We start from the raw sequence: 24,522 nt of genomic DNA, 5'->3' as shown, positions 1-24,522 counted from the left end.
TATCGATGTATAAATATAATAACAGACTGATTTAAATAGCTTTTTATTTTAAAGCTTGATTAGAGATCATAACAAAACTGGCAGCAGATCGCGACCACAATTTACGATCCAATTTACTTTTCCCATGCTTTTATTCACTTTTTATACAGGGGCTGTGGAAAACTTCTTATTTATGATGATCCTATCGGATCATGAAAATTGATCATAAATAAACATGCTTTACGCACTCTATTATGATTGACTTTTCGTCACTTCATCTATAATATCTCGCGCTCGCAATGGCACCTGTGCCAGGATCGCGACCTGCATAGGATGTTTTAACTTTAACCGATCGGATGAGATTGTTATGAAAAGAACTTTTCAACCTAGCGTTTTAAAACGCAAACGTACACACGGTTTCCGTGCTCGTATGGCAACTGTAAATGGCCGTAAAGTATTAGCTCGTCGCCGTGCTAAAGGCCGCAAAGTTCTTTCTGCTTAATTTATAAGTGGAAGACTTTAGCTTTGGCAGGGAGTTACGTCTGTTAACTCCCTCGCATTACTCTCGCATATTTAACGAACCCGCTCGGGCTGCAACTCCTTTCTTTACCTTATTAGCAAAACCAAGTGACCAGTCTAAACCTAGGTTAGGCCTTACTGTTGCTAAAAAACGTGTAAAAAAGGCATGTCAACGAAACCGTATTAAACGTCTTGCTCGCGAAAGTTTTCGTTTAAACCAACACACGCTCGATAATATTGATATTGTGTTGATGGTTAAAAGTGGCATTGATGAACAGTCTAATGAAGAATTAACCAAACAACTTACAAAGCTGTGGCGTAAGATTAATGAACGCTGCAAACCTGGTGCCCCTAAACCGCCACCATTTAAAAAACGCCCAAACAAATCAGCTAAATCGACTAAACAAACCCAATAGCAATAGAATTACAGGGTTAATTAAGGTATCTTTAGCTCACCTTTTAATCATGCGTTTAAAATCTCATAGTGAGTCTTTAAATACATGGTATCTATTCACTAAACATAACGTAGGGGCATGTACAACATGAGGTTACTTAAACCACTTGCTGCTTTACCAACACGTTGTTTAGTTTTATTTATCCGCGGTTATCAAAAGTGGATTAGCCCGCTATTAGGTCCGCATTGTCGTTTTAATCCAACGTGCTCTAGTTACGCTATTCAAGCAATTAATTTGCATGGATCGGTAAAAGGGTGTTGGTTAGCTGTTAAACGCATATTAAAATGCCATCCTTTACATTCAGGCGGAGACGACCCCGTTCCTGAAAAATTAACCCGTATTAACCACCAACACGAGAAATAAGAGCTGTTATGGAATCGCAACGCACGTTTTTATTCATCGGCCTAATGCTAGTGTCGTTTTTATTATTTCAAGAGTGGAATAATGACTACAACACACCAAAAGCCGATCCTAGTGCCACTACACAAACACTAAAAGCAAATTCACCAGAATCAGATGATTATGTTCCAGCTTCATCAGACTCAGGTTTACCTGCTTCAACAACTTTAGCTAAACGCGCTGTTATAAATATTACAACAGACGTGTTTAAGGTAAAAATTGACACCAAAGGTGGTGACATTGTTGAAACAGACTTAATTGATTATAAAGAAACCAAAGGCAGTGATGTTCCTTACATGCTACTTGGTGAGTTTGATGGTAAACAATACTTTTCACAAAGTGGTTTAATTGGTTTAAATGGCCCAGATGCATCAGCAAATGGTCGTCCTACTTACCAATCAGAACAAACTTCTTATACTTTAACGGGTGATGAACTTCGTGTTCCTCTTCAGTTTACTGATAGTAACGGTGTAAGTTTCACTAAAACCTATGTATTCAAAAAGGGTCAATATGATGTTGGCTTAGAATATAAAGTTAACAACACCACTAGCTCGCCAGTACAAGTTCAGCTTTACACACAAATAAAGCGTACCGTACAAGAAAAAGGCAGCATGGTTGATCAAAACTATTTAGGGGCTGCATACGGTACTGATGAAGAACCATACGAAAAGTATAGTTTTTCAGATATGGCCGATAAAAACCTAAACATAAACACCCAAGGTGGTTATGTTGCCTTTATACAGCATTACTTTGTAAGTGCTTGGGTACCAATGCAAGATCAAGCAAATACACTTTATAGTTTAATCACTAAAAGTAACGCGGCTATTATTGGTGTTAAAGACGAAGCGGTAAATGTTCAAGCTGGTAGTGAGCAAGTACTTACTGCGACTTATTACATGGGCCCTAAAGAGTCAGATAAACTTGAAGCGATTCACACTGACTTAGACTTAACCGTTGATTACGGTTGGTTATGGTTTATTTCTCAACCTTTATTTGTGCTATTAAAATGGTTACACAGTATTTTAGGTAACTGGGGTGTAGCAATTATTGCCATCACTATTATTGTTAAATCATTAATGTACCCACTGACTAAAGCACAGTACACCTCAATGGCTAAAATGCGTGCATTACAGCCTAAGATGAAGGCGCTAAAAGAAAAGTATGGCGATGATCGTCAAAAATTCGGCCAAGCGACGATGGAAATGTACCGTAAAGAAAAAGTAAACCCTATGGGTGGCTGTTTCCCTATTTTACTGCAAATGCCAATCTTCTTAGCCTTGTTCTATGTATTCTTAGAGTCTACAGAACTTCGTCACGCTGAATTTGTACTTTGGCTAACTGACCTTTCTGCGAAAGACCCATACTACGTATTACCAATCTTATTTGGTGCGAGTATGTTTATAACGCAAAAACTACAACCTATGACGGTTACCGATCCAATGCAGCAAAAAATGATGACCTTTATGCCGGTTATCTTCTCTGTGTTCTTCTTATGGTTCCCATCTGGTTTAGTACTTTACTGGTTAGTGTCTAACCTTATCTCTATTGTCCAGATGTTAATCATCTACCGTGGCATGGAAAAGAAAGGTATTAAAGTAAGGGGCGATTAATCCTCCCTACTTATATAAAGGCGACTTAGGTCGCCTTTTTTATTGCCAATTTTTTATAACAGCATTCGCGAGTGCCTATTTGATAGGTTACAATACCGCCATTACGTTATTTAAGTTGGCAAATAAACCGCATGATCAATCACGATACAATTGCAGCACAAGCCACTGCCCCAGGCCGAGGCGGTGTTGGTATTATTCGCGTTTCAGGAAACCTAGCCAAACAGGTTGCTGAAAAAATAATTGGCAAAGTCCCTAAAGTTCGTTATGCCGACTATGTGCCATTTAACACCCTTGCAGGTCAGCAACTTGACCAAGGTATTGCGATTTACTTTGCCGGCCCACACTCATTTACCGGTGAAGACGTACTCGAACTTCAAGGCCATGGCGGCCCTGTTGTGCTTGATATGCTACTTAAAGAAATTAGTAAAATAGATGGGGTACGTTTAGCAAAGCCTGGTGAATTCTCTGAGCGTGCGTTTATGAACGACAAGCTTGATTTAACTCAAGCAGAAGCAATCGCCGACTTAATTAATGCAACCAGTGAGCAAGCGGCTAAAAGCGCCCTACAGTCACTTCAAGGCCAATTCTCTAAGCACATAGAAACCTTAGTTGAAAAAGTCATTCACTTGCGGATGTACGTAGAAGCCGCTATTGATTTTCCTGATGAAGAAATCGATTTTTTATCCGATGGAAAAGTAGGCGGTGATTTAAATGCCATTATTGAGCAGCTTAATGCCGTAACCAATCAAGCCAAACAAGGCAGCATAATGCGCGAAGGTATGCGCGTCGTAATTGCTGGTCGCCCTAATGCAGGTAAATCAAGCTTACTTAATGCATTAGCAGGGCGAGAAGCGGCCATCGTAACTGAAATAGCTGGCACCACTCGTGACGTATTACGTGAGCATATACATATAGATGGCATGCCACTGCATATAATCGATACCGCAGGCTTACGAGAAAGCCCAGATAAAGTTGAGCAAATAGGTATTGAACGTGCCTGGGATGAAATAAACCAAGCCGATCGGGTATTATTTATGCTTGATGGTACCGATACAACTGATACCGATCCACATGCTATTTGGCCTGAATTTATGGCTAAATTACCCCAAGGTATGGGCGTAACCGTGATCAGGAATAAAGCCGATTTATCGGGTGATACGGTTGGTATGGATCAAGAGCAACAATATCCGGTCATCAGTTTAAGCGCTAAAAATGCTGACGGTATAGAACTAGTGCGTGAGCACTTAAAAGCCTGCATTGGTTTTGATGGTGCCACAGAGGGCGGGTTTATGGCACGCCGTCGTCACTTAGATGCACTGGAACACGCAGCCTATCACTTAGATACCGGTAAAACACAATTAGAGATGCACGTGGCCGGTGAAATCCTCGCTGAAGAACTGCGTTTAACACAGCAGTATCTTAACGAAATAACTGGTGAATTTACTTCTGATGATTTGCTTGGCAAAATTTTCAGCTCGTTCTGTATCGGTAAATAGTTTAACTAATAATTTAATCATTAAGGGCACTTAGGTGCCCTTTTTAATGTCCTACTATTTTCAATATCGACTCGCCAAAATGTATTTTAATAACTCACTTTAAAAACCAAACAGGCTAAAAGATACAGCTAAATTGCACCAATATTAGCCTCCATTCATGTTTAAAAATGTGTTTAAGGCAGATGAGCTAAACCTATAATCACACCAAACAACAGATAAACTACCTACATTAATAGTAAAAAATTAAGCTTATTTCGCCCTAAAAGAGAACCTATTACATTAGCTTTCCAAGCTTGGGCATAGGTAATTATCAAACCATAAAAATAAAACGTACCTAAAAAGTAAGCTTGATCACCCACTCCACCAGCAAAACATAGTTATTTTCTTAGTTTAAATTGATGAAAATTATTTTTTTGCAGATCAGTTATCCACAATTGGGGTTTTATTGCCTTGAAAATGAGTTAAAAGCGATAAAAAGTAAAAATATGCTGTGTTTAAATAAGCTAAATAGCGATTTTTAGAAAATAAAAATGGATTTCTAGTCTGATCTGCATAAATAGATCATTTTTTAAAATTATTTTCGATCCCAATTTTAAGTTATCAACATGCTTTGTATCCACACTAAGATCAACACGTCTTTATCTATAAATTTGTACTAGCTGGTGGTTAACACTCAATATAAAATCAATAACTTAGCAAACTATTAATAATATTTGTTTTTAGTTAAGCAGAGCTTTCCCCAACCTTATCAACAACTTGATCAGAAGATTACATTTAAAGATATTTTGTTAAATCATTAATAATCAGTAAGTTAAGAAAGCAATTAATACCAAGGCTTAAATTACCACAAAAATAGTTATACAAAATAACACTCTTAACTTTACTGTTATACTCACTGAGCTATCATAGGCAGCAATTAAAACTAATAGTGATCAGCCATATTCATGAGTTCAGTAAATATTATCGTTGGTAGTCAAATGGGATCCGCCGAATACGTTGCAGAGCAGTTAAATGATGCACTTAACAACCAAGGGATTAATAGCCAACTACATGATCAACCTGAATTTAATGAAATAGATCAACAAAATACTATTTGGTTGGTTTGTACATCAACCTACGGTGCGGGTGATTACCCTGACAACCTGATTGGTTTTATCGAACAAGTATCTCAAGTGGATGATCTTTCGCATTTAAAGTATTCGGTTATTGCACTTGGCGATACTAGTTACGACACTTATAACCTTGCAGGGCGTAATGTAGATACTCTTTTAAGCCAAAAAGGCGCTGTAAAAGTAGCACAACGTTTAGAGCTTAATATTCTTGATGAAGCACTGCCCGAAGATACGGCCTTAGCTTGGTTAGACTCATGGATAGCACAGACAGGTTTAAAATAGAAAGATCAAGCGAAAAGTTATAAATAAAGTTACCCACAATTTGCTAATAATTTAATAAGTTTTGTGGATAAACACTGATTAAACTGCTTTTTTAGCCATGCTTATCCATGGGATAAGATCGAGACTTGATCGGCCTGTGTATAACAGCCTGTTTTGATCAGAGCTTATTTGCCTGAAGATCCGATCATACTAACACCTTTAGATCCGATCTAATTATATGTTTTTAATCATGATCTAAAGCTTATCAACAGAAAAACCGATCAGTAGTAGTAATAGTATTAAAAGATCTCTTTAAAAGATCCTTTATATTATTAGAGATCACTTACTTAGATCTTGAGCACTGTTTAATCATTTATCTTCTGCTAATTTCTAGGTAGAATACGCTCCCTTTTGAAGTTTACTGGTTTGATTTAAGTAGGATCCCATTAATGATTTTTCACGAAAATTTTGACGTTATCGTAGTAGGTGGTGGACATGCAGGCACTGAAGCCGCATTGGCAGCTGCCCGTATGGGGATGAATACCCTGCTGCTGACTCACAATATGGATACCCTTGGTCAAATGTCTTGTAACCCAGCAATTGGTGGCATTGGCAAAGGCCATTTGGTTAAAGAAATTGATGCCCTAGGTGGCGCAATGGCTCAAGCTATCGACAAAGGCGGGATCCAATTCCGCACGCTTAATTCTTCTAAAGGCCCTGCTGTACGAGCGACTCGTGCACAAGCAGATCGTGCCTTGTACAAAGCGGCTATTCAAAACACACTTCAAAACCAAGAAAACTTAAAGATTTTTCAGCAATCATGTGATGATCTAATCGTTGAAAATGATCGTGTAACTGGTGTAGTGACGCAAATGGGTTTACGTTTTAGTGCACCTAGTGTGGTACTAACCGTAGGTACATTCTTAGGCGGTCAAATTCATATCGGCCTTGAAAATTTCAAAGGTGGCCGAGCTGGCGATCCGCCTTCAATTGCCTTAGCTGATCGCTTACGTGAATTACCATTTAGAGTAGATCGCTTAAAAACCGGCACGCCACCGCGTATTGATGCCCGGACTGTTGATTTTAGTAAAATGCAAGAACAACCAGGTGATGCACCAACACCGGTATTCTCATTTATGGGTAAACAAAGCGACCACCCACAACAAATTCCGTGTTACATCACTTACACCAATGAAAAAACACATGATGTTATTCGCAAAAACCTACATCGCTCACCTATGTACTCAGGTGTTATCGAAGGAATAGGCCCACGTTACTGTCCGTCTATTGAAGATAAAATTGTACGTTTTGCAGATAAAGATAAACACCAGATATTTGTAGAGCCTGAAGGTTTAACGTCATACGAGTTATACCCTAACGGTATTTCAACTAGCTTACCGTTCGATGTGCAGTTAGAAATTGTGCAATCGATCACCGGCTTTGAGAACGCACACATTTGTCGTCCTGGCTATGCTATTGAATATGACTTTTTTGATCCACGCGATTTAAAACAATCATTAGAAACAAAGTTTATTGATGGCTTATTTTTTGCTGGTCAAATTAATGGTACTACCGGTTACGAAGAAGCGGGTGCGCAAGGTCTGATCGCAGGTATGAATGCAGCATTACAAGTACAAGGTAAAGAGTCGTGGACACCACGTCGTGATGAAGCCTATGTTGGCGTACTGATTGACGACTTAGCAACACTGGGTACAAAAGAACCGTACCGTATGTTTACTAGCCGCGCTGAATACCGTTTGCTACTTCGTGAAGACAACGCTGATATTCGTTTAACTGAAAAAGGTCGTGAACTAGGTTTAGTTAACGATGAACGTTGGCAAGCATTCAACGAAAAAATGGAAGTGATCGCTAAAGAGAAACAGCGTATTAAAGATACCTGGATCCATAAAGATCATGCCATGGTTAATAAAGTAAACGAATTACTAAAAACGCCACTTGTGCGTGAAGCCAGCTTAGAAGAATTACTGCGTCGTCCAGAAGTGCGTTATAACGACTTGATGGCGATTGAAGGACTCGGATCTGAGTTCACTAATCAGGCCGCTCTAGAACAGGTTGAAATTCATACGAAGTACGCAGGTTACATTGCGCGTCAACAAGATGAGATCAATAAGCAGCTTCGTCATGAAGAAACAATCTTACCAAAAGAGTTTGATTATAAAACCGTCTCTGGTTTATCAAACGAAGTAGTTGCTAAGCTAATTGATGCTCGTCCAGACACTATCGGCCAAGCTTCGCGTATTTCTGGTATCACCCCAGCGGCGATTTCGCTATTATTAGTGTATCTGAAGAAGCAAGGCTTGTTACGCAAAACTGCGTAACGGTAAAGGTACATTGTGTTACAGCAACAATTAACAACTTTGTTAGCGCAAACTGATATTGCGCTAACACAAAAACAACAGCAACAACTTGTCCGCTATGTTGAATTACTCGATAAGTGGAATAAAGCCTATAACTTAACCTCGGTACGTTTGCCTCAAGAAATGATGGTTAAACATATAATGGATAGCTTAGTTGTTGCTCCTCACTTGACCGGTCATCATTATATTGATGTTGGCACAGGTCCTGGTTTACCGGGCATAGTGTTAGCTATTGCCTTACCTGAAACGCAGTTTGTATTATTAGATAGTTTAGGTAAACGTGTACGTTTTTTAATGCATGTTAAACATGAACTTGGTCTTGATAATGTCACCCCGGTGCAGTCAAGAGTTGAAGAATATCAACCAAGTGTTAAATTAGATGGCGTACTAAGTCGTGCATTTGCATCGTTACAAGATATGATTGACTGGTGCTCGCACTTAATTGATCATTCAGGTAAGTTCATTGCACTTAAAGGGGTATTTCCAAGTGAGGAATTAGACTCACTCCCTACAGGTGTTAAGTTTGAGCAAAAAATTGCATTAGAAGTACCGGATTTAGATGCACAACGACATTTAATAATTCTTTCTAAAGACTAGGGATCAGAGACACTGTGGCAAAAGTCATCGCATTAGCAAATCAAAAAGGTGGAGTAGGTAAAACTACCACTGCCGTTAATCTCGCTGCATCTATGGCTGCAACGAAGCGTAAAGTGCTGTTAATAGATCTCGATCCGCAAGGCAATGCGACCATGGGCAGTGGCGTCGACAAATATGGTGACGTCCCTACTATCTATGACTTGCTCATAGAAGATAAGCCTATTGATGAAGTGATTATTAAAGAAACCTCAGGCGAATATCATATGATTGCTGCAAACGGTGATGTGACCGCTGCAGAAGTTAAGCTGATGGAATTATTTGCGCGAGAAGTACGTTTGCGTAACGCGCTTGAAAAAATACAAGATCAGTATGAGTTTATTTTTATAGACTGCCCGCCTTCTTTAAATATGTTAACCGTTAATGCCATGGCCGCTGCCGATTCTATTTTAGTACCTATGCAATGTGAATATTATGCACTGGAAGGATTAACAGCATTAATGGACACGATTACGCAACTTGCTAAGTTAGTTAACCCTAACTTACAGATTGAAGGCATACTTCGTACTATGTACGATCCGCGTAATCGACTAGCAAATGATGTATCAGAACAATTAAAACAACATTTTGGCGATAAAGTATACCGTACGGTGATCCCACGCAATGTTCGACTTGCAGAAGCCCCAAGTTTTGGTGCCCCAGCAATGTACTACGATCGAGCATCAAGTGGCGCGAAAGCTTATTTAGCTCTCGCTGGTGAAATGCTACGCAGAAAAGAAAAAACAACTCCCGTTGTCGCCTAACTTTGAGGTAAAAAAATAACATGTCTGCTAAAAAACGAGGTTTAGGCCGAGGACTCGATGCGCTTTTAAGTTCATCTAAACCTGCACCAAGCGAAGGCAAGGAACAGGACAATGCTAACGTAACCAGCGCAGTTGAAAATGCAGCGCAGCCTAGTAACAGTGAATTACAAAAACTACCGATCGAGCTTTTACACTCAGGTAAGTACCAACCTCGTAAAGACATGTCTGAAGAGGCACTCGAAGAACTCGCCAGTTCGATACGCTCACAAGGAATTATTCAACCTATCGTTGTGCGCCCTGTTGCGCATAACAGCTACGAGATTATTGCTGGTGAACGTCGTTGGCGTGCTGCGCAAATAGCTAAGCTTGAGTTTGTACCCTGTATTATTAAAGACGTACCTGATGAAGCTGCCGTTGCTATTGCTCTGATTGAAAATATTCAGCGTGAAGACTTAAACGCTATGGAAGAAGCGATTGCACTTAATCGGTTGCTTAATGAGTTTGAGTTAACGCATCAACAAGTGGCTGATGCCGTTGGTAAATCACGTACGACCGTGACTAACTTATTACGCTTAAATAATCTAAATAATGATGTAAAAATTTTGTTAGAGCATGGTGACATTGAAATGGGCCACGCACGTTGCCTGTTAGCACTTGAAGGTGAAGTGCAATCAGATGCAGCCCGTTTAGCTGTTGCAAAGGCATTGACCGTTCGCGAAACAGAAAAACTAGTACGCTCTATTTTAGAGCCAGCTCCAGCAAAAGAAGTAATAGAAAAAGACCCAGATGTTAAACAGTTAGAGCAGCAGCTTGCTGATAACCTAGGGGCAAAGGTAGAAATAAATTACAACAAAAAAGGCAAAGGGAAGTTGGTTATTTCTTACACTAATCTTGACGAGTTAGACGGTATTTTAAACCGTATCAATCAAGACTATTCCCACCATTAATTCATTGGATGTCTAAAAAGGGACATTTACAGCGATTTTGTGTTACAAAGCACCTACTCAAGTTGCAAAACTGGCAGGATTAAGTATAATTTCGCCAGTTTTCATACCCTGACAATTAGAGCGTCATAAAGGTTAATTAAAAGTGACTAATAAGTTAGCGAGCCCGTATAGGCTTGCCGCATTAAAATTAATTTGCCTTCAGGGATTTGTAGCCCTTTTAGCTGCACTAATAATTTTTATAGGTTGGGAAACCAATGCCGCACTTTCAGCTCTAGCTGGTGGCGCAGTCGCAGTACTTCCTAACTTTGTATTTGCGCTTTATGCATTCAGATATATGGGTGCAAGTCGAGCAAATCAAGCGTATGCCTCGTTAAAACGCGGCAACGGATTAAAATTTATGCTAACAATCGTTTTGTTTGCACTAATGCTAAAGCTTTATCCGGTAGTACTGCTACCTTTCTTTTGTGCTTATGTGTTGGTGTTGTTTACAGGATTGTTTACACCCGTTTTTTTTAAACATTAACTTTTGGGATATAACATGGCTGCAGAAGAAGTTACTCTATCTAGCCATATTCAGCACCACTTAACCAATGCTAAGATGTGCTCGACCGACGCCGGTCTTGCCTTCAATAAAGCATGTACGGATAGTGGCTTCTGGACATGGCATATAGATACCCTCGCATGGTCTATCGGACTAGGTCTAATATTTTTATGGATCTTCCGTAGTGCCGCAAAAAAATCAACTCTGGGTGTACCTGGAAAACTTCAATGTTTCATTGAAATGGTTGTTGAGTTCGTTGGCGACAACGTACGCGATACCTTCCACGGTAAAAGTAAGCTAATTGCACCATTAGCATTAACAATATTCGTTTGGATATTCTTAATGAACTTAATGGATTTAATCCCAGTTGACTTCCTACCTGCATTTGCTGGCTTTGTTGGCGAAACTGCATTCGGTATGGATTCACACGACGTATACATGAAAATTGTACCAACTACAGATATCAACATGACAGCTGCACTTGCGCTGGGCGTGTTCATTCTAATGATTGGTTACTCAATTAAAATCAAAGGTATCGGCGGTTTTATTAAAGAACTAACACTTCACCCGTTTAGTTCAAACAATACAGCTATGCAGATTCTTTTAATTCCATTCAACCTATTACTAGAGCTTATCGCATTGGTTTCTAAGCCGTTTTCACTGGCTCTGCGTTTGTTCGGTAACTTATATGCAGGTGAGTTAATCTTCATCCTTATAGGTGCTGTAGGTTTAATGCAACTACCGTTGCACTTTGTGTGGGCTGTATTCCATATCTTAGTAATCGTATTGCAAGCATTCGTATTCATGATGCTTACAATCGTATACCTAAGCATGGCAAGTTCAGATAATCACTAATTACTATATTTACAATTTTACTTTTACTTTTAATACAATTGAAACTTTGGAGAAATAAATGGAAGCTTTAGAATTATTAAACGGCTTAAAATACATCGCAGTAGCTTTACTTATCGGTTTCGGTGCAATCGGCACAGCAATCGGTTTTGGTAACATGGGCGGTAAATTCCTTGAAGCATGTGCACGTCAACCTGAGCTAGCACCATCGCTACAAGTTAAAATGTTTATCCTTGCTGGTCTAATCGATGCTGTAGCAATGATTGGTGTTGGTATCGCGATGGTATTGTTGTTCGTACTTTAATTTTATTTTTTGAACAGCTTACTATTTAAGGAGGAGCGGTTGTGAACTTAAACGCCACTCTTATCGGTGAATTAATTGCGTTTACGGTGTTCGTATTATTTTGTATGAAATACGTATGGCCACCACTAAACGGTGCAATTGAAGCTCGCCAGAAGAAAATCGAAGATGGTTTAGCTGCCTCTGATAGAGCCGAGAAAGACTTAGAACTAGCGCAACAGAAAGCTGCAGAACAGCTTAAAGATGCAAAGGCTCAAGCGGCTGATATCATTGATCAAGCTAAAAAGCGTGCCGTGCTAATTGTTGACGAAGAAACTGTTCGTGGTCAGCAAGAGCGTGAAAAAATTATTGCTCAAGGGCACTCTGAAATTGAATCAGAGCGTAACCGTGTGACAGAAGAGCTACGTAAGCAAGTAGCAACTCTGGCAGTGGTTGGCGCAGAAAGAATTTTAGAGCGCGAAATCAATCAAGCCGCACATAGTGACATCGTTGAAAAACTTGTCGCTGAGCTGTAATTAGGAGGGTATGAGCATGTCTGAATTGACTACTATCGCTCGCCCATACGCTAAAGCGGCTTTTGAACTTGCCGTTGAAAAAGGCGCTATTGAAAGCTGGAATGACATGTTGTTCTTTGCTGGCCACGTTGCCAGCAATGAACAGGCATCTACCATTTTAGCTGGATTGCCTACTGCTACTGCACAAGCTGAGTTATTTATTAACTTATGTGGTGAGCAGCTCAACGAACAAGGTCAGAACCTAGTTAAGGTGATGGCTGAAAATGGACGTTTGATTGCACTACCTGAAGTTGCTCATTTATTTTCTGCTTTAAAAGCAGACTATGAAAAAGAAATCGATATTGATGTGATTTCGGCAACACCTCTTGCTGCAACCCAGCAAGAATCATTGGTAGCGGCACTTGAAAAACGTTTCGCACGCAAAGTTAAGCTGAATTGTAGTGAAGACGCTACAGTAGTTGGCGGCCTTATTATTAAGGCAGGCGACACTGTAATTGACGGCTCTTTACGCGGTAAATTAAATCGCTTAGCCACAACACTACAATCGTAATTGGGAAAAAGAGCATGCAACTTAATTCCACTGAAATTTCAGATCTGATCAAACAACGTATTGAGAAGTTCGAAGTTGTAAGTGAAGCTCGTAACGAAGGTACAATTGTATCTGTTACTGACGGTATCATTCGCATCCACGGTCTAGCTGACTGTATGCAAGGTGAGATGATTGAGCTTCCTGGCAACCGTTATGCTATCGCACTAAACCTTGAGCGTGACTCAATTGGTGCAGTAGTAATGGGTCCTTACGCTGACCTTACAGAAGGCGTAAAAGTATACACTACTGGTCGTATCTTAGAAGTTCCTGTTGGTGCGGGTCTACTTGGTCGTGTTGTAAACACGCTAGGTGCTCCTATCGATGGTAAAGGCGCTTTAGATAACGACGGTTTTGAACCTGTAGAAAAAATTGCACCAGGTGTAATCGAGCGTCAATCAGTAGATGAGCCAGTACAAACTGGTTACAAATCTATCGATGCGATGATTCCAGTTGGTCGTGGTCAGCGTGAGCTTGTTATCGGTGACCGCCAAACAGGTAAAACTGCACTAGCAATCGATGCAATCATCAACCAAAAAGACACAGGCGTTAAGTGTGTGTACGTAGCGGTTGGTCAAAAAGCATCTACTATTGCTAACGTAGTACGTAAATTAGAAGAGCACGGTGCACTTGCAAATACTATCGTAGTTGTAGCATCTGCTTCTGAATCTGCGGCACTTCAGTACTTAGCACCGTTCTCGGGCTGTACTATGGGTGAATACTTCCGTGACCGTGGTGAAAACGCATTAATCGTATATGATGATTTATCTAAGCAAGCTGTTGCTTACCGTCAAATCTCATTGCTACTTAAGCGTCCACCAGGCCGTGAAGCATACCCAGGTGACGTATTCTACCTTCACTCGCGTCTTTTAGAGCGTGCATCACGTGTAAACACTGATTACGTAGAAAAGTTCACTAATGGTGAAGTGAAAGGTAAAACAGGTTCATTGACGGCATTGCCTATCATTGAAACTCAAGGCGGCGACGTTTCTGCGTTCGTACCGACAAACGTTATCTCTATCACCGATGGTCAGATCTTCTTAGAAACTGACTTATTCAACTCAGGTATCCGTCCGGCAGTAAATGCTGGTATCTCGGTATCGCGTGTTGGTGGTGCTGCACAAACTAAAATCGTTAAGAAACTAGGTGGCGGTATCCGTCTAGCCCTAGCTCAGTACCGTGAATTAGCTGCGTTCTCGCAGTTCGCGTCTGACCTTGATGATGCTACTCGTGCTCAACTTGAGCATGGTGAGCGTGTAACAGAGCTAATGAAGCAGAAACAGTACGCGCCAATGTCTGTTGCTGAAATGTCTTTGTCGTTATTCGCAGCTGAGAAAGGTTACTTGCAAGACATCGAAATCTCTAAAATCATGGATTTCGAAGCGGCATTACTTTCTTTCGCAAATAGCACATACGCAGAGCTTATGGCTCAAATCAATGAAACTGGTAACTACAACGCCGAGATCGAAGCGCAGCTTAAAGAACTTCTAGAGAAGTGCAAGTCTACGCAAACTTGGTAATTTAGTTATTAATGGTGTGCTTTATATCCTAAAGCACACCTTGATTCGGAGAGAGAGTCATGGCCAGCGGAAAAGAGATTAAAAGCAAGATCGGCAGTATTAAAAATACTCAAAAGATCACTAGCGCAATGGAAATGGTTGCTGCGTCTAAAATGAAAAAGGCGCAAGAACGAGTGGCTTCAAGCCGTCCATACGCTGAAAAATTACGTAAAGTGATTGGTCGTGTTGCTCAAGCAAATCTTGATTTTACTCACCCGTTCTTAGAAGAACGTGAAGTAAAACGAGTTGGTTATATTGTTATCTCTACTGACCGTGGTCTATGTGGCGGCTTAAACTCAAATGAGTTTAAGAAAGTTGCATTAGACATTAAAGCGTGGAAAGAGAAAGGCGTAGATGCTGATTTTGCTACTTTAGGTAGTAAAGCAGCTGGCTTCTTTCAACGTTTTGGTGGTCAAGTACTTGCTAAAAAAGCAGGTCTTGGAGATAAGCCTTCAGTACAGGACGTAATTGGTCCGGTAAAAATAATGCTAGATGCATTCTCTGAAGGTAAAATTGACCGTTTATTCCTGGTATATAACAACTTTGTTAATACCATGAAGCAAGAGCCAATAGTAGATCAGTTACTCCCTTTGCCAAAAGCTGAAGAAGAAGTATCTACACATGCGTGGGATTACTTATATGAACCAAACCCAGAGGCTATTTTAGAGTCTTTGTTAGTACGTTTCATTGAATCTCAAGTATACCAAGGTGTAGTTGAAAACGCTGCCTCTGAACAGGCTGCCCGCATGGTTGCAATGAAAGCTGCAACTGATAATGCCGGTGACCTTATGGATGAGTTACAGCTTGTATATAACAAAGCTCGCCAAGCAGCAATCACACAAGAAATTAGTGAGATTTGTTCTGGTTCAGCAGCAGTTTAATGCTTCAGGCAAAGATTAACGAGAGGAATAGACATGAGTTTAGGTAAGGTCGTCCAAATTATCGGCGCCGTTGTGGATATCGAATTTCCACAAGACAGCGTGCCAGCCGTATATGACGCGCTAAAAGTAACAGATGGCGATTTAGCTGGTTTGACTTTAGAAGTTCAACAGCAGCTAGGTGGCGGTGTGGTACGTACTATCGCACTAGGTACTACAGACGGTTTACGTCGTGGTGCTTCAGTAGAAAACACAGGCGAAGCAATTCAAGTTCCAGTTGGTACTAAGACCCTAGGTCGTATCATGAACGTACTTGGTGAGCCAATTGATGAAGCAGGTCCAATCGGTGAAGACGAGCGTATGTCTATCCACCGTGCAGCACCTACTTACGAAGAGCAATCAAGCTCAGTTGAACTTTTAGAAACGGGTATCAAGGTAATCGACCTTGTATGTCCATTCGCTAAAGGTGGTAAAGTTGGTTTATTCGGTGGTGCCGGTGTTGGTAAAACCGTAAACATGATGGAACTTATCCGTAACATCGCAATCGAGCACAGCGGCTACTCAGTATTCGCAGGTGTTGGTGAGCGTACTCGTGAGGGTAACGATTTCTACCATGAAATGAACGATTCAAACGTACTTGATAAAGTATCGCTTGTATACGGTCAGATGAACGAGCCACCGGGTAACCGTTTACGCGTAGCGTTAACAGGTCTTACTATGGCTGAGAAGTTCCGTGACGAAGGTCGCGACGTACTTTTCTTCGTAGATAACATCTACCGTTACACACTTGCGGGTACAGAAGTATCAGCACTTCTTGGTCGTATGCCATCAGCGGTAGGTTACCAGCCTACACTTGCTGAAGAAATGGGTGTACTTCAAGAGCGTATCGCATCTACTAAGACTGGTTCAATTACTTCAATCCAAGCGGTATACGTACCTGCGGATGATTTAACGGATCCATCTCCAGCAACAACGTTTGCTCACTTAGATGCAACAGTGGTACTTTCACGTGATATCGCATCACTAGGTATCTACCCAGCGGTAGACCCTCTTGATTCATCTTCACGTCAGCTTGATCCACAAGTAATCGGTGAAGAGCATTACGGTATAGCGCGCGGCGTTCAAACAGTTCTTCAGCGTTACAAAGAACTTAAAGACATCATCGCGATTCTAGGTATGGACGAGCTTTCTGACGAAGATAAGCAACTTGTATCTCGTGCACGTAAAATCCAGCGTTTCCTATCTCAGCCATTCTTCGTGGCAGAGGTATTTACAGGTGCGCCAGGTAAATACGTTTCACTTAAAGACACAATTGCAGGCTTCAAAGGTATCTTAAACGGTGAGTTTGATGATATGCCAGAGCAAGCGTTCTACATGGTTGGCTCTATTGAAGAAGCTCAAGAAAAAGCCAAAAGCATGTAATTAGGAGGGTAGTATGGCAGCTATGACTGTACATCTTGATGTAGTAAGTGCTGAAGAGAAATTATTTTCTGGTTTAGTAGAATCTATTCAAGTATCTGGTAGTGAAGGTGAGTTAGGTGTTAATGCCGGTCACGCCCCACTACTAACTGCCCTTAAACCTGGTATGGTACGTTTAGTTAAGCAATTTGGTGAAGAAGAACTCATCTATATTGCTGGCGGTACACTAGAAGTTCAACCGAACATAGTAACCGTACTTGCTGATACAGCTGTTCGTGGTGAAGACCTGGACGAGAAAGCTGCAGAGCAAGCTAAACGTGACGCTGAAGCCCAAATGGCAAAAGGTGCATCTGCTGAGCTTGATTACAATCAAGCCGCAATGCAACTAGCTGAAGCAATTGCTCAGCTGCGCGTTATTCAGCAATTACGTAAAAAGTAAGCCTATCTGGTTTTTAAAAGCCCACTTTATGTGGGCTTTTTTGTGCCTGATGATAAATCCTGTCGCTATTTGTAAATAAATTAATCGTTATGGCTAATATCTCTTCATTATTACTTATATCTACGCAAGATCCTCGCTACAATAACCCTATTCTATTAGGTGTTACTTTGCTTAAGTTAAGATTCAGTAGTCATTGCTTAGCCTACTGAGTATTTGCACATGATGTGACTTACGTAATCTACTTTGCAGCACACTTATTCTATTAAGCTAAAACAACGGAAAAAGGAAATTGTTTTAATGGCTCTAACAACGGTTATTCTTGCAGCGGGTAAAGGTACCCGTATGCGCTCTGCTCTCCCTAAGGTACTGCATAAAGTGGCAGGTAAACCTATGGTGCAACATGTTATCGATAATGCCAATGCGCTAGGTGCTACATCGACTAACTTAGTTTATGGTCACGGCGGCGAACTATTACAACAACAATTAGCCGATAATAACGTAAACTGGGTGCTGCAAGCTGAACAGCTAGGTACAGGCCATGCAGTGGCACAAGCTAACCCACATATAAATGACGACGACACCGTACTGGTTTTATACGGTGACGTACCTTTAACAAAGCAATCTACACTTGAACGCTTATTAGCAGCGACACCTAAAAATGGCTTAGCAGTATTAACCGTTAATTTAGCAAACCCAAATGGTTATGGGCGTATGCTACGTGTTGATGGCAAGCTAGTGGGTATTGTTGAGCAAAAAGATGCCAATGCAGAGCAGTTACTTATTAACGAAGTAAACACCGGCATTATGGCGGTTAATGGTAAGCTTTTAAAAAGCTGGTTAGGTAATTTATCCAACAATAATGCCCAAGGTGAATACTACCTAACAGATATAGTTGCTATGGCGCATAGTGAAGGCGTAGAAATTACATCAGCACAGCCTGATCACCCAATGGAAGTTGAAGGTGCAAATAACCGCGTACAACTTGCAGGATTAGAGCGTGCTTACCAAGCATGGCAAGCAGAAGAACTCATGCTAAATGGGGCCACCCTTGCTGACCCTGCACGTATTGACGTACGTGGCGACGTTAAAACAGGTGAAGATGTCCTCATCGATATCAACGTTATTTTTGAAGGTACAGTAACCTTAGGTAATAACGTACAAATTGGTCCTAACTGCGTACTTAAAAACTGTAGCATCGGCGATAATGTTATTATTAAAGCTAATACACTAATTGAAGATGCATCAGTTGCGGCTAAATGTACACTCGGTCCATACGCCCGCCTTCGCCCTGGTGCAGTAATGGAAGAAGACTCGCACATTGGTAACTTTGTCGAAATGAAAAAAACCCGTTTAGGCAAAGGTTCTAAAGCAAACCACTTAAGTTACTTAGGTGATGCTGAAATTGGCGAGAAAGTGAATATTGGCGCAGGCACAATTACCTGTAACTACGATGGCGTGAATAAAGCAAAAACCATTATTGGCGATAATGCCTTTATAGGGTCTAACTCGTCACTGGTTGCTCCTGTAAATATTGGTGCTACAGCAACCGTTGGTGCAGGCTCTGTTATTACCAATGCCGTAGCGGATGATCAGCTAGCCGTAGCACGTGGCAAGCAACGTAATTTAGATGGTTGGAAGCGCCCAGTTAAAAAATAGTAATGACTATTACTTATTAAATATTTAAAGCGAGTTTCATAACTCGCTTTTTTATTGTCTATATATCTTAATTAGATTATTCAATAGCACATTAAAATATAACTCAAGGAAGTGTAACATGTCAGCTTATGCTCATTGGGCAATCGTTGAAAGACAACGCCAAAGTCAGTTAAAAAGTATCTTGTCAGGTAATAGTCTATTCATTATTTATAAGCTTTAATAAAGCACTGAGTGAAGACCCTTATGGAGTATTCGGTGCATTATTTGGGGTTCCGAGCATAAAAATATTATGAAAATATTTAAATGGGAAAAAGCAAGTAAGAGTGGCAGAAACCTCGCTTTTAAAGAATTATGTATAAATTTGTTAGGGTCTATCGTAATTTGCATTCTTTGCTTTGCTCTAATTTATACCGTCATCTCAGAAATTAGTTTACTGGAAGCTGTTGGGTCTAGTTCTTTTATTAAAGAAAAAAGTGGAAAGGTTCTTTTACTTTTTTTCCTTTTCCCTTTTTCTTTATTTTTTTAGCTTCTATTCAGAAGTTATTAAATTATAAATCTGAATACTTAATGACAGGCTTTGTTAAAGGGTTGTTTATTGCATTACCTTTATTTCTTTTGCTAGTAATCCCTTTCAACTTGTATGTAGAGTCATATATAAAAAGCAATGGCTATACTTATTGTAATTGGTATACAAAACCTTCATTTCGCTCTCCTGATGTTTGGTTGAAAAACGATAAGTTATGCTTACAAAATGGCTCTGTAATCACTAGTGATATTTATGGTTGGTTTGAAATGCATAATGAGCAAGGAACTGAACCGACTCTAAATGAATTAGAGGCTTTTATTAAAAAGACAAGAATGGAACTTGGTAGATAAAATAAAGCAGACCTAATAATTCGGCTATATGTTCGAGATGTCTACAGCCAAAATTTTGCAATGGCTACCCACAGTCATAATTGACTCTTATCCTAGAATACGCGCTTACCTTAAAGGTACCCGTTATTTGGCTAGTAACCCTAAGCTTTTCACTATAGGGGTGGGTAAGCTCAAAGCAGCCAAAGCGATGAAAACCGGCTTCGTTGTTAGTTTAATTATTTCAGTGACATTTCATGCAATCGACCAGGTTTTAAATGACCAAAAAACATGGTATGACTTAGTTGCTGGAGTTGCTGGAGTTGCTGTTGTTGGGGTTGCTATTGGAATTAGTTCAGGAGTAATTGCATTAGGAGGTTCATTGATTACTGGTTCTGCAATAGCTCCATTGATAATTATTGTTGCTGTTGGTTTTTTATTTGCGTGGGTTTTTCGTGATACAACTGTTTATGTCGATTACTTAACCCAACATTTGCATATTTGTGAAGAAAACATTCAAGCAGGTAAGGTTAGAATTAGAAATCAAATACAAAAATTAGAGAAAGACTATAAAGATAGTCCAGTCGATTTTATAAAGGGAATTTTTGGTGTGCCAATTTTAAACTTTACTAAGACTTACAAATAATGAAACTTTTAGAGTGGAAGCCTTTGGAGTTGAATTTCCAAGAGGCACGAAACAAGGAGAGGCTTTCTAAGATATTCCTGTTTTTTTGATTTTAGGGGGTATCTATCTAGTAACAACTACATTTTACTCTGAGTTTCGGTTACTTTTTTTAGATGATGGCAGTACCTCTTTTTTTCTTAAAGAAAGCAGTGGAAGAATTTTGCTGGTTTCTTTTCTTCCTTTCTGGTTTTATTTTCTGATCGCGACATTTCAATTTTTACTTAATTTTAGTTTTAAATTGTCCATGAGGTTGACCATGAAAAGTGGAATTTTGAGTTGTTTTTTTATGGCTCTTGGGGTTATTCCTTTTAATTATTTTGTAGAATCAACATTAGAAGATAAAGGTTATTCTTTTTGTAATTGGTATACAGCTCCTTCAGTTATTGCCCCTGATGTTTGGTTGAAAAACGATGAGTTATGCTTACAAAATGGCTCTGTAATCACTAGTGATATTTATGATTGGTTTGAAATGCATAATGAAAAAAGAATTGAGCCAACACTTAATGAACTTGAAGTTTTTATACAAGAAACTAGAGCAGAGTATAATCGTTAAAATTAACTCAAAATTGCTGCTGTCATTTTTATTTAAAATAACCAGATAAGCTAAATAATTTTATAAAAGGATTCTTCTGGCTTCCAGAGGTAAATTTCACCCTAATAAAAATGAGCTATAAACAATGTCTATTTTAGAATGGAAAAAATCCGAGGAACGTTTTACAGAACAAAGCTTCGAGCATAAATTAACTGTTGTGATAGGCCTGTTTGCTTTTATATTATTTACAATTGCTTTATTTTATTTCTCTTATTATGGGTTTGTTGAAAATGTTTATTTTGATGAGTCGCTTTATTATATTCGAGAAAGCGGCTTGTTGGCTCCGATAATAGTAATGGCTCCATTTCCTGTTTTAATGACAATTGCAGGTTTACAAAAAGTATTGAACTTCCGCAATGAAAAAACAATAAGGTTAATGGTAAAGCTTATGCTGCGCGCAATACCTTTATATATAATTTTATCTATTGCTAATAGTTTTTATATTGAGTCTAAATTAACACTCGAGGGATATAGCTTTTGTAATTGGTATACCAGTCCATCATTAAGAGGTCCCGATGTTTGGCTAAAAAATGATGAATTATGCCTACAGGGTGGTTCCGTCATAATCAGTGATATTACCGATTGGTTTGAACAGAAAAACCAACAAGGTATTGAACCTTCCGTTGATGAGTTAAAAGAGTTTATAAAAATAACTCGAAAAATGCGCGATGATTATATAAATAATATGTAGCGGCCAGTCCGTTTTAATGAGTAACAGGCCAAGCCCTATTAAAGCGAGTTTTATAACTCGCTTTTTTATTGTCTAAATATTCTATAAATAAAAATGCCATACTGTTGTCATCCCTGTGTGTTGATATTTAACAAATACAACACTAAGGAAAACAATAATGTTAAACAAATCAATAATAGCCTTTTCTTTGCTATCACTATTAACTGGCTGCTCACTTGATGGTGATGACGGCCAAGATGGCGTACAGGGTGTACAAGGTACAGCGGGTAGTAATGGTGAAAACGGCACTAATGCAAATTCAGCTTTAAATATCAATCTTATTGGCCGCGCAGTACTCAATGCACAAAGCCCAGAGGGTGCAGCTGAAATAGTCGCCTACCAAGCCTCTAAAAAGTGGATTTATGCCATTAATAGCTCTGGCGATGAGGCAGTTGTGAATATCATTCCTGCCGATACGTTCGACACTGCAGCATTAGTAAAAGATAACGAAGGTATTGTAACCGCGACCAACTTAGCCTCTGCCATTACGCTCTCACTAAATGAAAATACGCCTGGTGATGCAAACAGCATAGCTATCGATGCAAATAACCAATTATTAGCGGTAGCAATGGCTGCTACAAACGTGGGCGAAGCTGGCCAAATAGCGTTTTACAATATTGGCGGAGATACACCAGTATTTATTAAAAATGTAACTGTAGGTGCCCTACCCGACATGGTGACATTTAGCCATGATGGTGCAAAAGTAGTGGTTGCTAATGAAGGTGAACCTAATGGCGACTACAGTATCGACCCCGAAGGCACAATTAGCATTATCGATATCAATAACGGCACTATTGCCGATACCGCTTTGAGCATAAACTTTCAAGCTTACAATAATAAGCAAGCAGAATTAGAAGTGCAGGGCTTAGTGTTTGCCAATCCTACTGGACGTACTATTAATGGTAATTTAATAAATACCACGGTTGCGATGGATTTAGAGCCAGAATATGTGAGCATTTCCAAGGATAATAAATACGCTTATGTCTCTATTCAAGAAAATAACGCTCTAGCCATCATCAACCTTGAAGATAATTCCCTTGAGCTAAAAGGACTCGGTTTTAAAGATTGGTCAAACTTACAATTTGACGCTTCAGACAAAGACGGCGGTGTTAACTTTAAATCATACCCTGGTTTATATGGCATGTATCAGCCAGATACAATTGCAAGTTTTAGTTGGAAAGGAGCAAACTTTATTGTATCTGCCAATGAGGGTGATGCACGCGAATACTTTTTTGATGCCAGCGATGAAGCTGATTGTATAGCTAAGGGCGGCCTTGATTATGACGCTAAAGATGGGTGTTTGGCATATATAGATGAAAGCCGCGTAGAAGATCTAGCTCTCGCAGCTAACTTCGATTACTTAAATAACGATGATAACGACATTGGCCGTTTGAAAGTTACAACAGTAAAAGGTGATAAAAATAACGATGGCCAATACGAATCTCTTTATGCCTATGGCGCACGCTCATTTACCATTTGGGATAGCAATGGGCTGGTGGTGTTTGACTCAGGCGATCAAATTGCACGAGTAACCGCTTCTGTTCATGGTAACGCGTTTAATAACAACGAAGATGAAAACAAAGGCGATACACGCTCAGATGATAAAGGGGCAGAACCCGAAGCGCTAACATTAGGTAAAGTTGGCGATAGGTTGTTTGCTTTTGTTGGCTTAGAGCGTATGGGCACAATAATGGTGTTTGATATAACCAACCCTTACGATGTGAAATTTCAAGACTACTTCTATAATCGTGGTTTAGAACCAAGTGCAGATATAAGTGGCGATCTCGCTCCTGAAGGAATGACGTTTGTTCCTGCAGCGCAAAGTGCAACAAACGAAGCACTGCTTATAGTAGGTAATGAAATCTCAGGCTCAATTGCCGTATGGGAAATAGCAACTCAGTAATTAATAAAGTGTTATGTAAAAGCGATTAGCAGTTATCTATAAATCGCTTTTACTTCCTCCCCCTCTTGCGATCATGCCTTGTGTGAATGAATTTTAATCAAAAACAGCTCTGCAGCCCTTTGTTTGTATGGTTACTGTACTAAATTGAAATTAATTTAATAAAACTGAAATAAAGCATTGACCCTCTCCAGAATATCCCTATAATGCGCATCCACTGACCCGGCAGGCAGCAATGAAAAGCGCTGAACAAACGGTAAGTGAGTCGAGTAAAACTTAGCTTTCAAATCTTTTAAAAGAAACTGAAAATTAAGTGTTGACAAAAAAATAGGAAAGCGTAATATGCGCAGCCCTAGCGAGATAAAGTTTAACGCTTTAATCGCAACGTTCTTTAACAATATAAAGCAATCATCTGTGTGGGCACTCGTACAGATTGAGTTCTAACAGCCAAACTACTTAGGTAG

The 24,522-nt window shown here is 39.8% G+C and carries 25 protein-coding genes; all 25 read left to right on the top strand.

Annotated elements, in window-relative coordinates; all coding sequences use genetic code 11:
• Window positions 1–346 precede the first annotated feature (346 nt).
• Entirely contained in the window at window positions 347–481 is a 135-nt protein-coding gene (gene rpmH, locus PUND_RS15090) for a 50S ribosomal protein L34 (protein ID WP_008112968.1), read from the top strand.
• A 7-nt stretch (window positions 482–488) separates the two neighbouring features.
• The gene (rnpA, locus tag PUND_RS15085; protein WP_008467046.1) at window positions 489–914 is read left to right on the top strand and encodes a ribonuclease P protein component; all 426 of its coding nucleotides are present in this window, start codon (window positions 489–491) and stop codon (window positions 912–914) included.
• A 126-nt stretch (window positions 915–1,040) separates the two neighbouring features.
• The gene (yidD, locus tag PUND_RS15080) at window positions 1,041–1,316 is read left to right on the top strand and encodes a membrane protein insertion efficiency factor YidD (RefSeq protein ID WP_008112973.1); all 276 of its coding nucleotides are present in this window, start codon (window positions 1,041–1,043) and stop codon (window positions 1,314–1,316) included.
• Window positions 1,317–1,324: 8 nt separating this feature from the next.
• Complete coding sequence (gene yidC, locus PUND_RS15075; protein ID WP_010392703.1) at window positions 1,325–2,962, top strand: membrane protein insertase YidC; 1,638 nt, start codon at window positions 1,325–1,327, stop codon at window positions 2,960–2,962.
• Window positions 2,963–3,093: 131 nt separating this feature from the next.
• Entirely contained in the window at window positions 3,094–4,458 is a 1,365-nt protein-coding gene (gene mnmE / locus PUND_RS15070) for a tRNA uridine-5-carboxymethylaminomethyl(34) synthesis GTPase MnmE (RefSeq protein WP_010392700.1), read from the top strand.
• Window positions 4,459–5,402: 944 nt separating this feature from the next.
• Window positions 5,403–5,852 carry an FMN-binding protein MioC gene (gene mioC / locus PUND_RS15065; protein ID WP_008112109.1) on the top strand — a complete coding sequence of 150 codons (450 nt, stop codon included), beginning with the start codon at window positions 5,403–5,405 and terminating at the stop codon, window positions 5,850–5,852.
• A 428-nt stretch (window positions 5,853–6,280) separates the two neighbouring features.
• Complete coding sequence (gene mnmG, locus PUND_RS15060; protein ID WP_008112111.1) at window positions 6,281–8,170, top strand: tRNA uridine-5-carboxymethylaminomethyl(34) synthesis enzyme MnmG; 1,890 nt, start codon at window positions 6,281–6,283, stop codon at window positions 8,168–8,170.
• A gap of 15 nt (window positions 8,171–8,185) precedes the next feature.
• On the top strand, window positions 8,186–8,806 hold the full coding sequence (rsmG, locus tag PUND_RS15055) for a 16S rRNA (guanine(527)-N(7))-methyltransferase RsmG (RefSeq protein ID WP_008112113.1): 621 nt from the start codon (window positions 8,186–8,188) through the stop codon (window positions 8,804–8,806).
• Between the two features lie 14 nt (window positions 8,807–8,820).
• Window positions 8,821–9,606: a ParA family protein gene (locus PUND_RS15050; protein WP_008112117.1), complete on the top strand. Its 786-nt coding sequence runs from the start codon at window positions 8,821–8,823 to the stop codon at window positions 9,604–9,606.
• A gap of 20 nt (window positions 9,607–9,626) precedes the next feature.
• Entirely contained in the window at window positions 9,627–10,553 is a 927-nt protein-coding gene (locus tag PUND_RS15045) for a ParB/RepB/Spo0J family partition protein (protein ID WP_008112119.1), read from the top strand.
• A 142-nt stretch (window positions 10,554–10,695) separates the two neighbouring features.
• Entirely contained in the window at window positions 10,696–11,076 is a 381-nt protein-coding gene (locus tag PUND_RS15040) for an ATP synthase subunit I (RefSeq protein WP_008112121.1), read from the top strand.
• Between the two features lie 15 nt (window positions 11,077–11,091).
• Complete coding sequence (gene atpB / locus PUND_RS15035) at window positions 11,092–11,949, top strand: F0F1 ATP synthase subunit A (RefSeq protein WP_008112123.1); 858 nt, start codon at window positions 11,092–11,094, stop codon at window positions 11,947–11,949.
• Window positions 11,950–12,007: 58 nt separating this feature from the next.
• Complete coding sequence (atpE, locus tag PUND_RS15030; RefSeq protein ID WP_008112128.1) at window positions 12,008–12,250, top strand: F0F1 ATP synthase subunit C; 243 nt, start codon at window positions 12,008–12,010, stop codon at window positions 12,248–12,250.
• 41 nt (window positions 12,251–12,291) lie between these two features.
• Window positions 12,292–12,762: a F0F1 ATP synthase subunit B gene (atpF, locus tag PUND_RS15025; RefSeq protein WP_008112130.1), complete on the top strand. Its 471-nt coding sequence runs from the start codon at window positions 12,292–12,294 to the stop codon at window positions 12,760–12,762.
• Between the two features lie 16 nt (window positions 12,763–12,778).
• The gene (gene atpH, locus PUND_RS15020) at window positions 12,779–13,312 is read left to right on the top strand and encodes a F0F1 ATP synthase subunit delta (protein WP_010392694.1); all 534 of its coding nucleotides are present in this window, start codon (window positions 12,779–12,781) and stop codon (window positions 13,310–13,312) included.
• A gap of 14 nt (window positions 13,313–13,326) precedes the next feature.
• Window positions 13,327–14,868 carry a F0F1 ATP synthase subunit alpha gene (gene atpA / locus PUND_RS15015; protein WP_008112134.1) on the top strand — a complete coding sequence of 514 codons (1,542 nt, stop codon included), beginning with the start codon at window positions 13,327–13,329 and terminating at the stop codon, window positions 14,866–14,868.
• A gap of 59 nt (window positions 14,869–14,927) precedes the next feature.
• On the top strand, window positions 14,928–15,788 hold the full coding sequence (gene atpG, locus PUND_RS15010) for a F0F1 ATP synthase subunit gamma (protein WP_008112136.1): 861 nt from the start codon (window positions 14,928–14,930) through the stop codon (window positions 15,786–15,788).
• 33 nt (window positions 15,789–15,821) lie between these two features.
• The gene (gene atpD / locus PUND_RS15005; RefSeq protein ID WP_008112138.1) at window positions 15,822–17,207 is read left to right on the top strand and encodes a F0F1 ATP synthase subunit beta; all 1,386 of its coding nucleotides are present in this window, start codon (window positions 15,822–15,824) and stop codon (window positions 17,205–17,207) included.
• Between the two features lie 13 nt (window positions 17,208–17,220).
• Window positions 17,221–17,643 (top strand): F0F1 ATP synthase subunit epsilon, encoded by a 423-nt coding sequence (locus tag PUND_RS15000; protein WP_008112140.1) that lies wholly within the window; start codon window positions 17,221–17,223, stop codon window positions 17,641–17,643.
• A gap of 297 nt (window positions 17,644–17,940) precedes the next feature.
• Entirely contained in the window at window positions 17,941–19,299 is a 1,359-nt protein-coding gene (gene glmU / locus PUND_RS14995; RefSeq protein WP_010392690.1) for a bifunctional UDP-N-acetylglucosamine diphosphorylase/glucosamine-1-phosphate N-acetyltransferase GlmU, read from the top strand.
• 516 nt (window positions 19,300–19,815) lie between these two features.
• Window positions 19,816–20,175 (top strand): DUF1240 domain-containing protein, encoded by a 360-nt coding sequence (locus tag PUND_RS14990; RefSeq protein ID WP_084601838.1) that lies wholly within the window; start codon window positions 19,816–19,818, stop codon window positions 20,173–20,175.
• 127 nt (window positions 20,176–20,302) lie between these two features.
• The gene (locus PUND_RS14985; RefSeq protein WP_010392685.1) at window positions 20,303–20,797 is read left to right on the top strand and encodes a hypothetical protein; all 495 of its coding nucleotides are present in this window, start codon (window positions 20,303–20,305) and stop codon (window positions 20,795–20,797) included.
• Window positions 20,798–21,092: 295 nt separating this feature from the next.
• On the top strand, window positions 21,093–21,389 hold the full coding sequence (locus tag PUND_RS14980) for a hypothetical protein (RefSeq protein ID WP_010392682.1): 297 nt from the start codon (window positions 21,093–21,095) through the stop codon (window positions 21,387–21,389).
• Between the two features lie 124 nt (window positions 21,390–21,513).
• Window positions 21,514–22,119, top strand: a complete 606-nt coding sequence (locus tag PUND_RS14975; protein WP_010392679.1) for a DUF1240 domain-containing protein — start codon at window positions 21,514–21,516, stop codon at window positions 22,117–22,119.
• A gap of 157 nt (window positions 22,120–22,276) precedes the next feature.
• The gene (locus PUND_RS14970; protein WP_010392678.1) at window positions 22,277–24,061 is read left to right on the top strand and encodes a choice-of-anchor I family protein; all 1,785 of its coding nucleotides are present in this window, start codon (window positions 22,277–22,279) and stop codon (window positions 24,059–24,061) included.
• Window positions 24,062–24,522 lie beyond the last annotated feature (461 nt).

Source organism: Pseudoalteromonas undina, from assembly GCF_000238275.3.
Lineage (GTDB): Bacteria > Pseudomonadota > Gammaproteobacteria > Enterobacterales > Alteromonadaceae > Pseudoalteromonas > Pseudoalteromonas undina.
Note: the sequence above shows the minus strand (reverse complement) of the source record. Positions and strands in the feature narration are given on the sequence as shown.

Coding starts and splice junctions, on each gene's coding strand:
- rpmH (WP_008112968.1), top strand. CDS start 347: ATGAAAAGAACTTTTCAACCTAGCGTTTTAAAACGCAAACGTACACAC.
- yidD (WP_008112973.1), top strand. CDS start 1,041: ATGAGGTTACTTAAACCACTTGCTGCTTTACCAACACGTTGTTTAGTT.
- yidC (WP_010392703.1), top strand. CDS start 1,325: ATGGAATCGCAACGCACGTTTTTATTCATCGGCCTAATGCTAGTGTCG.
- mnmE (WP_010392700.1), top strand. CDS start 3,094: ATGATCAATCACGATACAATTGCAGCACAAGCCACTGCCCCAGGCCGA.
- mioC (WP_008112109.1), top strand. CDS start 5,403: ATGAGTTCAGTAAATATTATCGTTGGTAGTCAAATGGGATCCGCCGAA.
- mnmG (WP_008112111.1), top strand. CDS start 6,281: ATGATTTTTCACGAAAATTTTGACGTTATCGTAGTAGGTGGTGGACAT.
- PUND_RS15045 (WP_008112119.1), top strand. CDS start 9,627: ATGTCTGCTAAAAAACGAGGTTTAGGCCGAGGACTCGATGCGCTTTTA.
- atpB (WP_008112123.1), top strand. CDS start 11,092: ATGGCTGCAGAAGAAGTTACTCTATCTAGCCATATTCAGCACCACTTA.
- atpE (WP_008112128.1), top strand. CDS start 12,008: ATGGAAGCTTTAGAATTATTAAACGGCTTAAAATACATCGCAGTAGCT.
- atpH (WP_010392694.1), top strand. CDS start 12,779: ATGTCTGAATTGACTACTATCGCTCGCCCATACGCTAAAGCGGCTTTT.
- atpA (WP_008112134.1), top strand. CDS start 13,327: ATGCAACTTAATTCCACTGAAATTTCAGATCTGATCAAACAACGTATT.
- atpG (WP_008112136.1), top strand. CDS start 14,928: ATGGCCAGCGGAAAAGAGATTAAAAGCAAGATCGGCAGTATTAAAAAT.
- atpD (WP_008112138.1), top strand. CDS start 15,822: ATGAGTTTAGGTAAGGTCGTCCAAATTATCGGCGCCGTTGTGGATATC.
- PUND_RS15000 (WP_008112140.1), top strand. CDS start 17,221: ATGGCAGCTATGACTGTACATCTTGATGTAGTAAGTGCTGAAGAGAAA.
- glmU (WP_010392690.1), top strand. CDS start 17,941: ATGGCTCTAACAACGGTTATTCTTGCAGCGGGTAAAGGTACCCGTATG.
- PUND_RS14980 (WP_010392682.1), top strand. CDS start 21,093: ATGAAAAGTGGAATTTTGAGTTGTTTTTTTATGGCTCTTGGGGTTATT.
- PUND_RS14975 (WP_010392679.1), top strand. CDS start 21,514: ATGTCTATTTTAGAATGGAAAAAATCCGAGGAACGTTTTACAGAACAA.
- PUND_RS14970 (WP_010392678.1), top strand. CDS start 22,277: ATGTTAAACAAATCAATAATAGCCTTTTCTTTGCTATCACTATTAACT.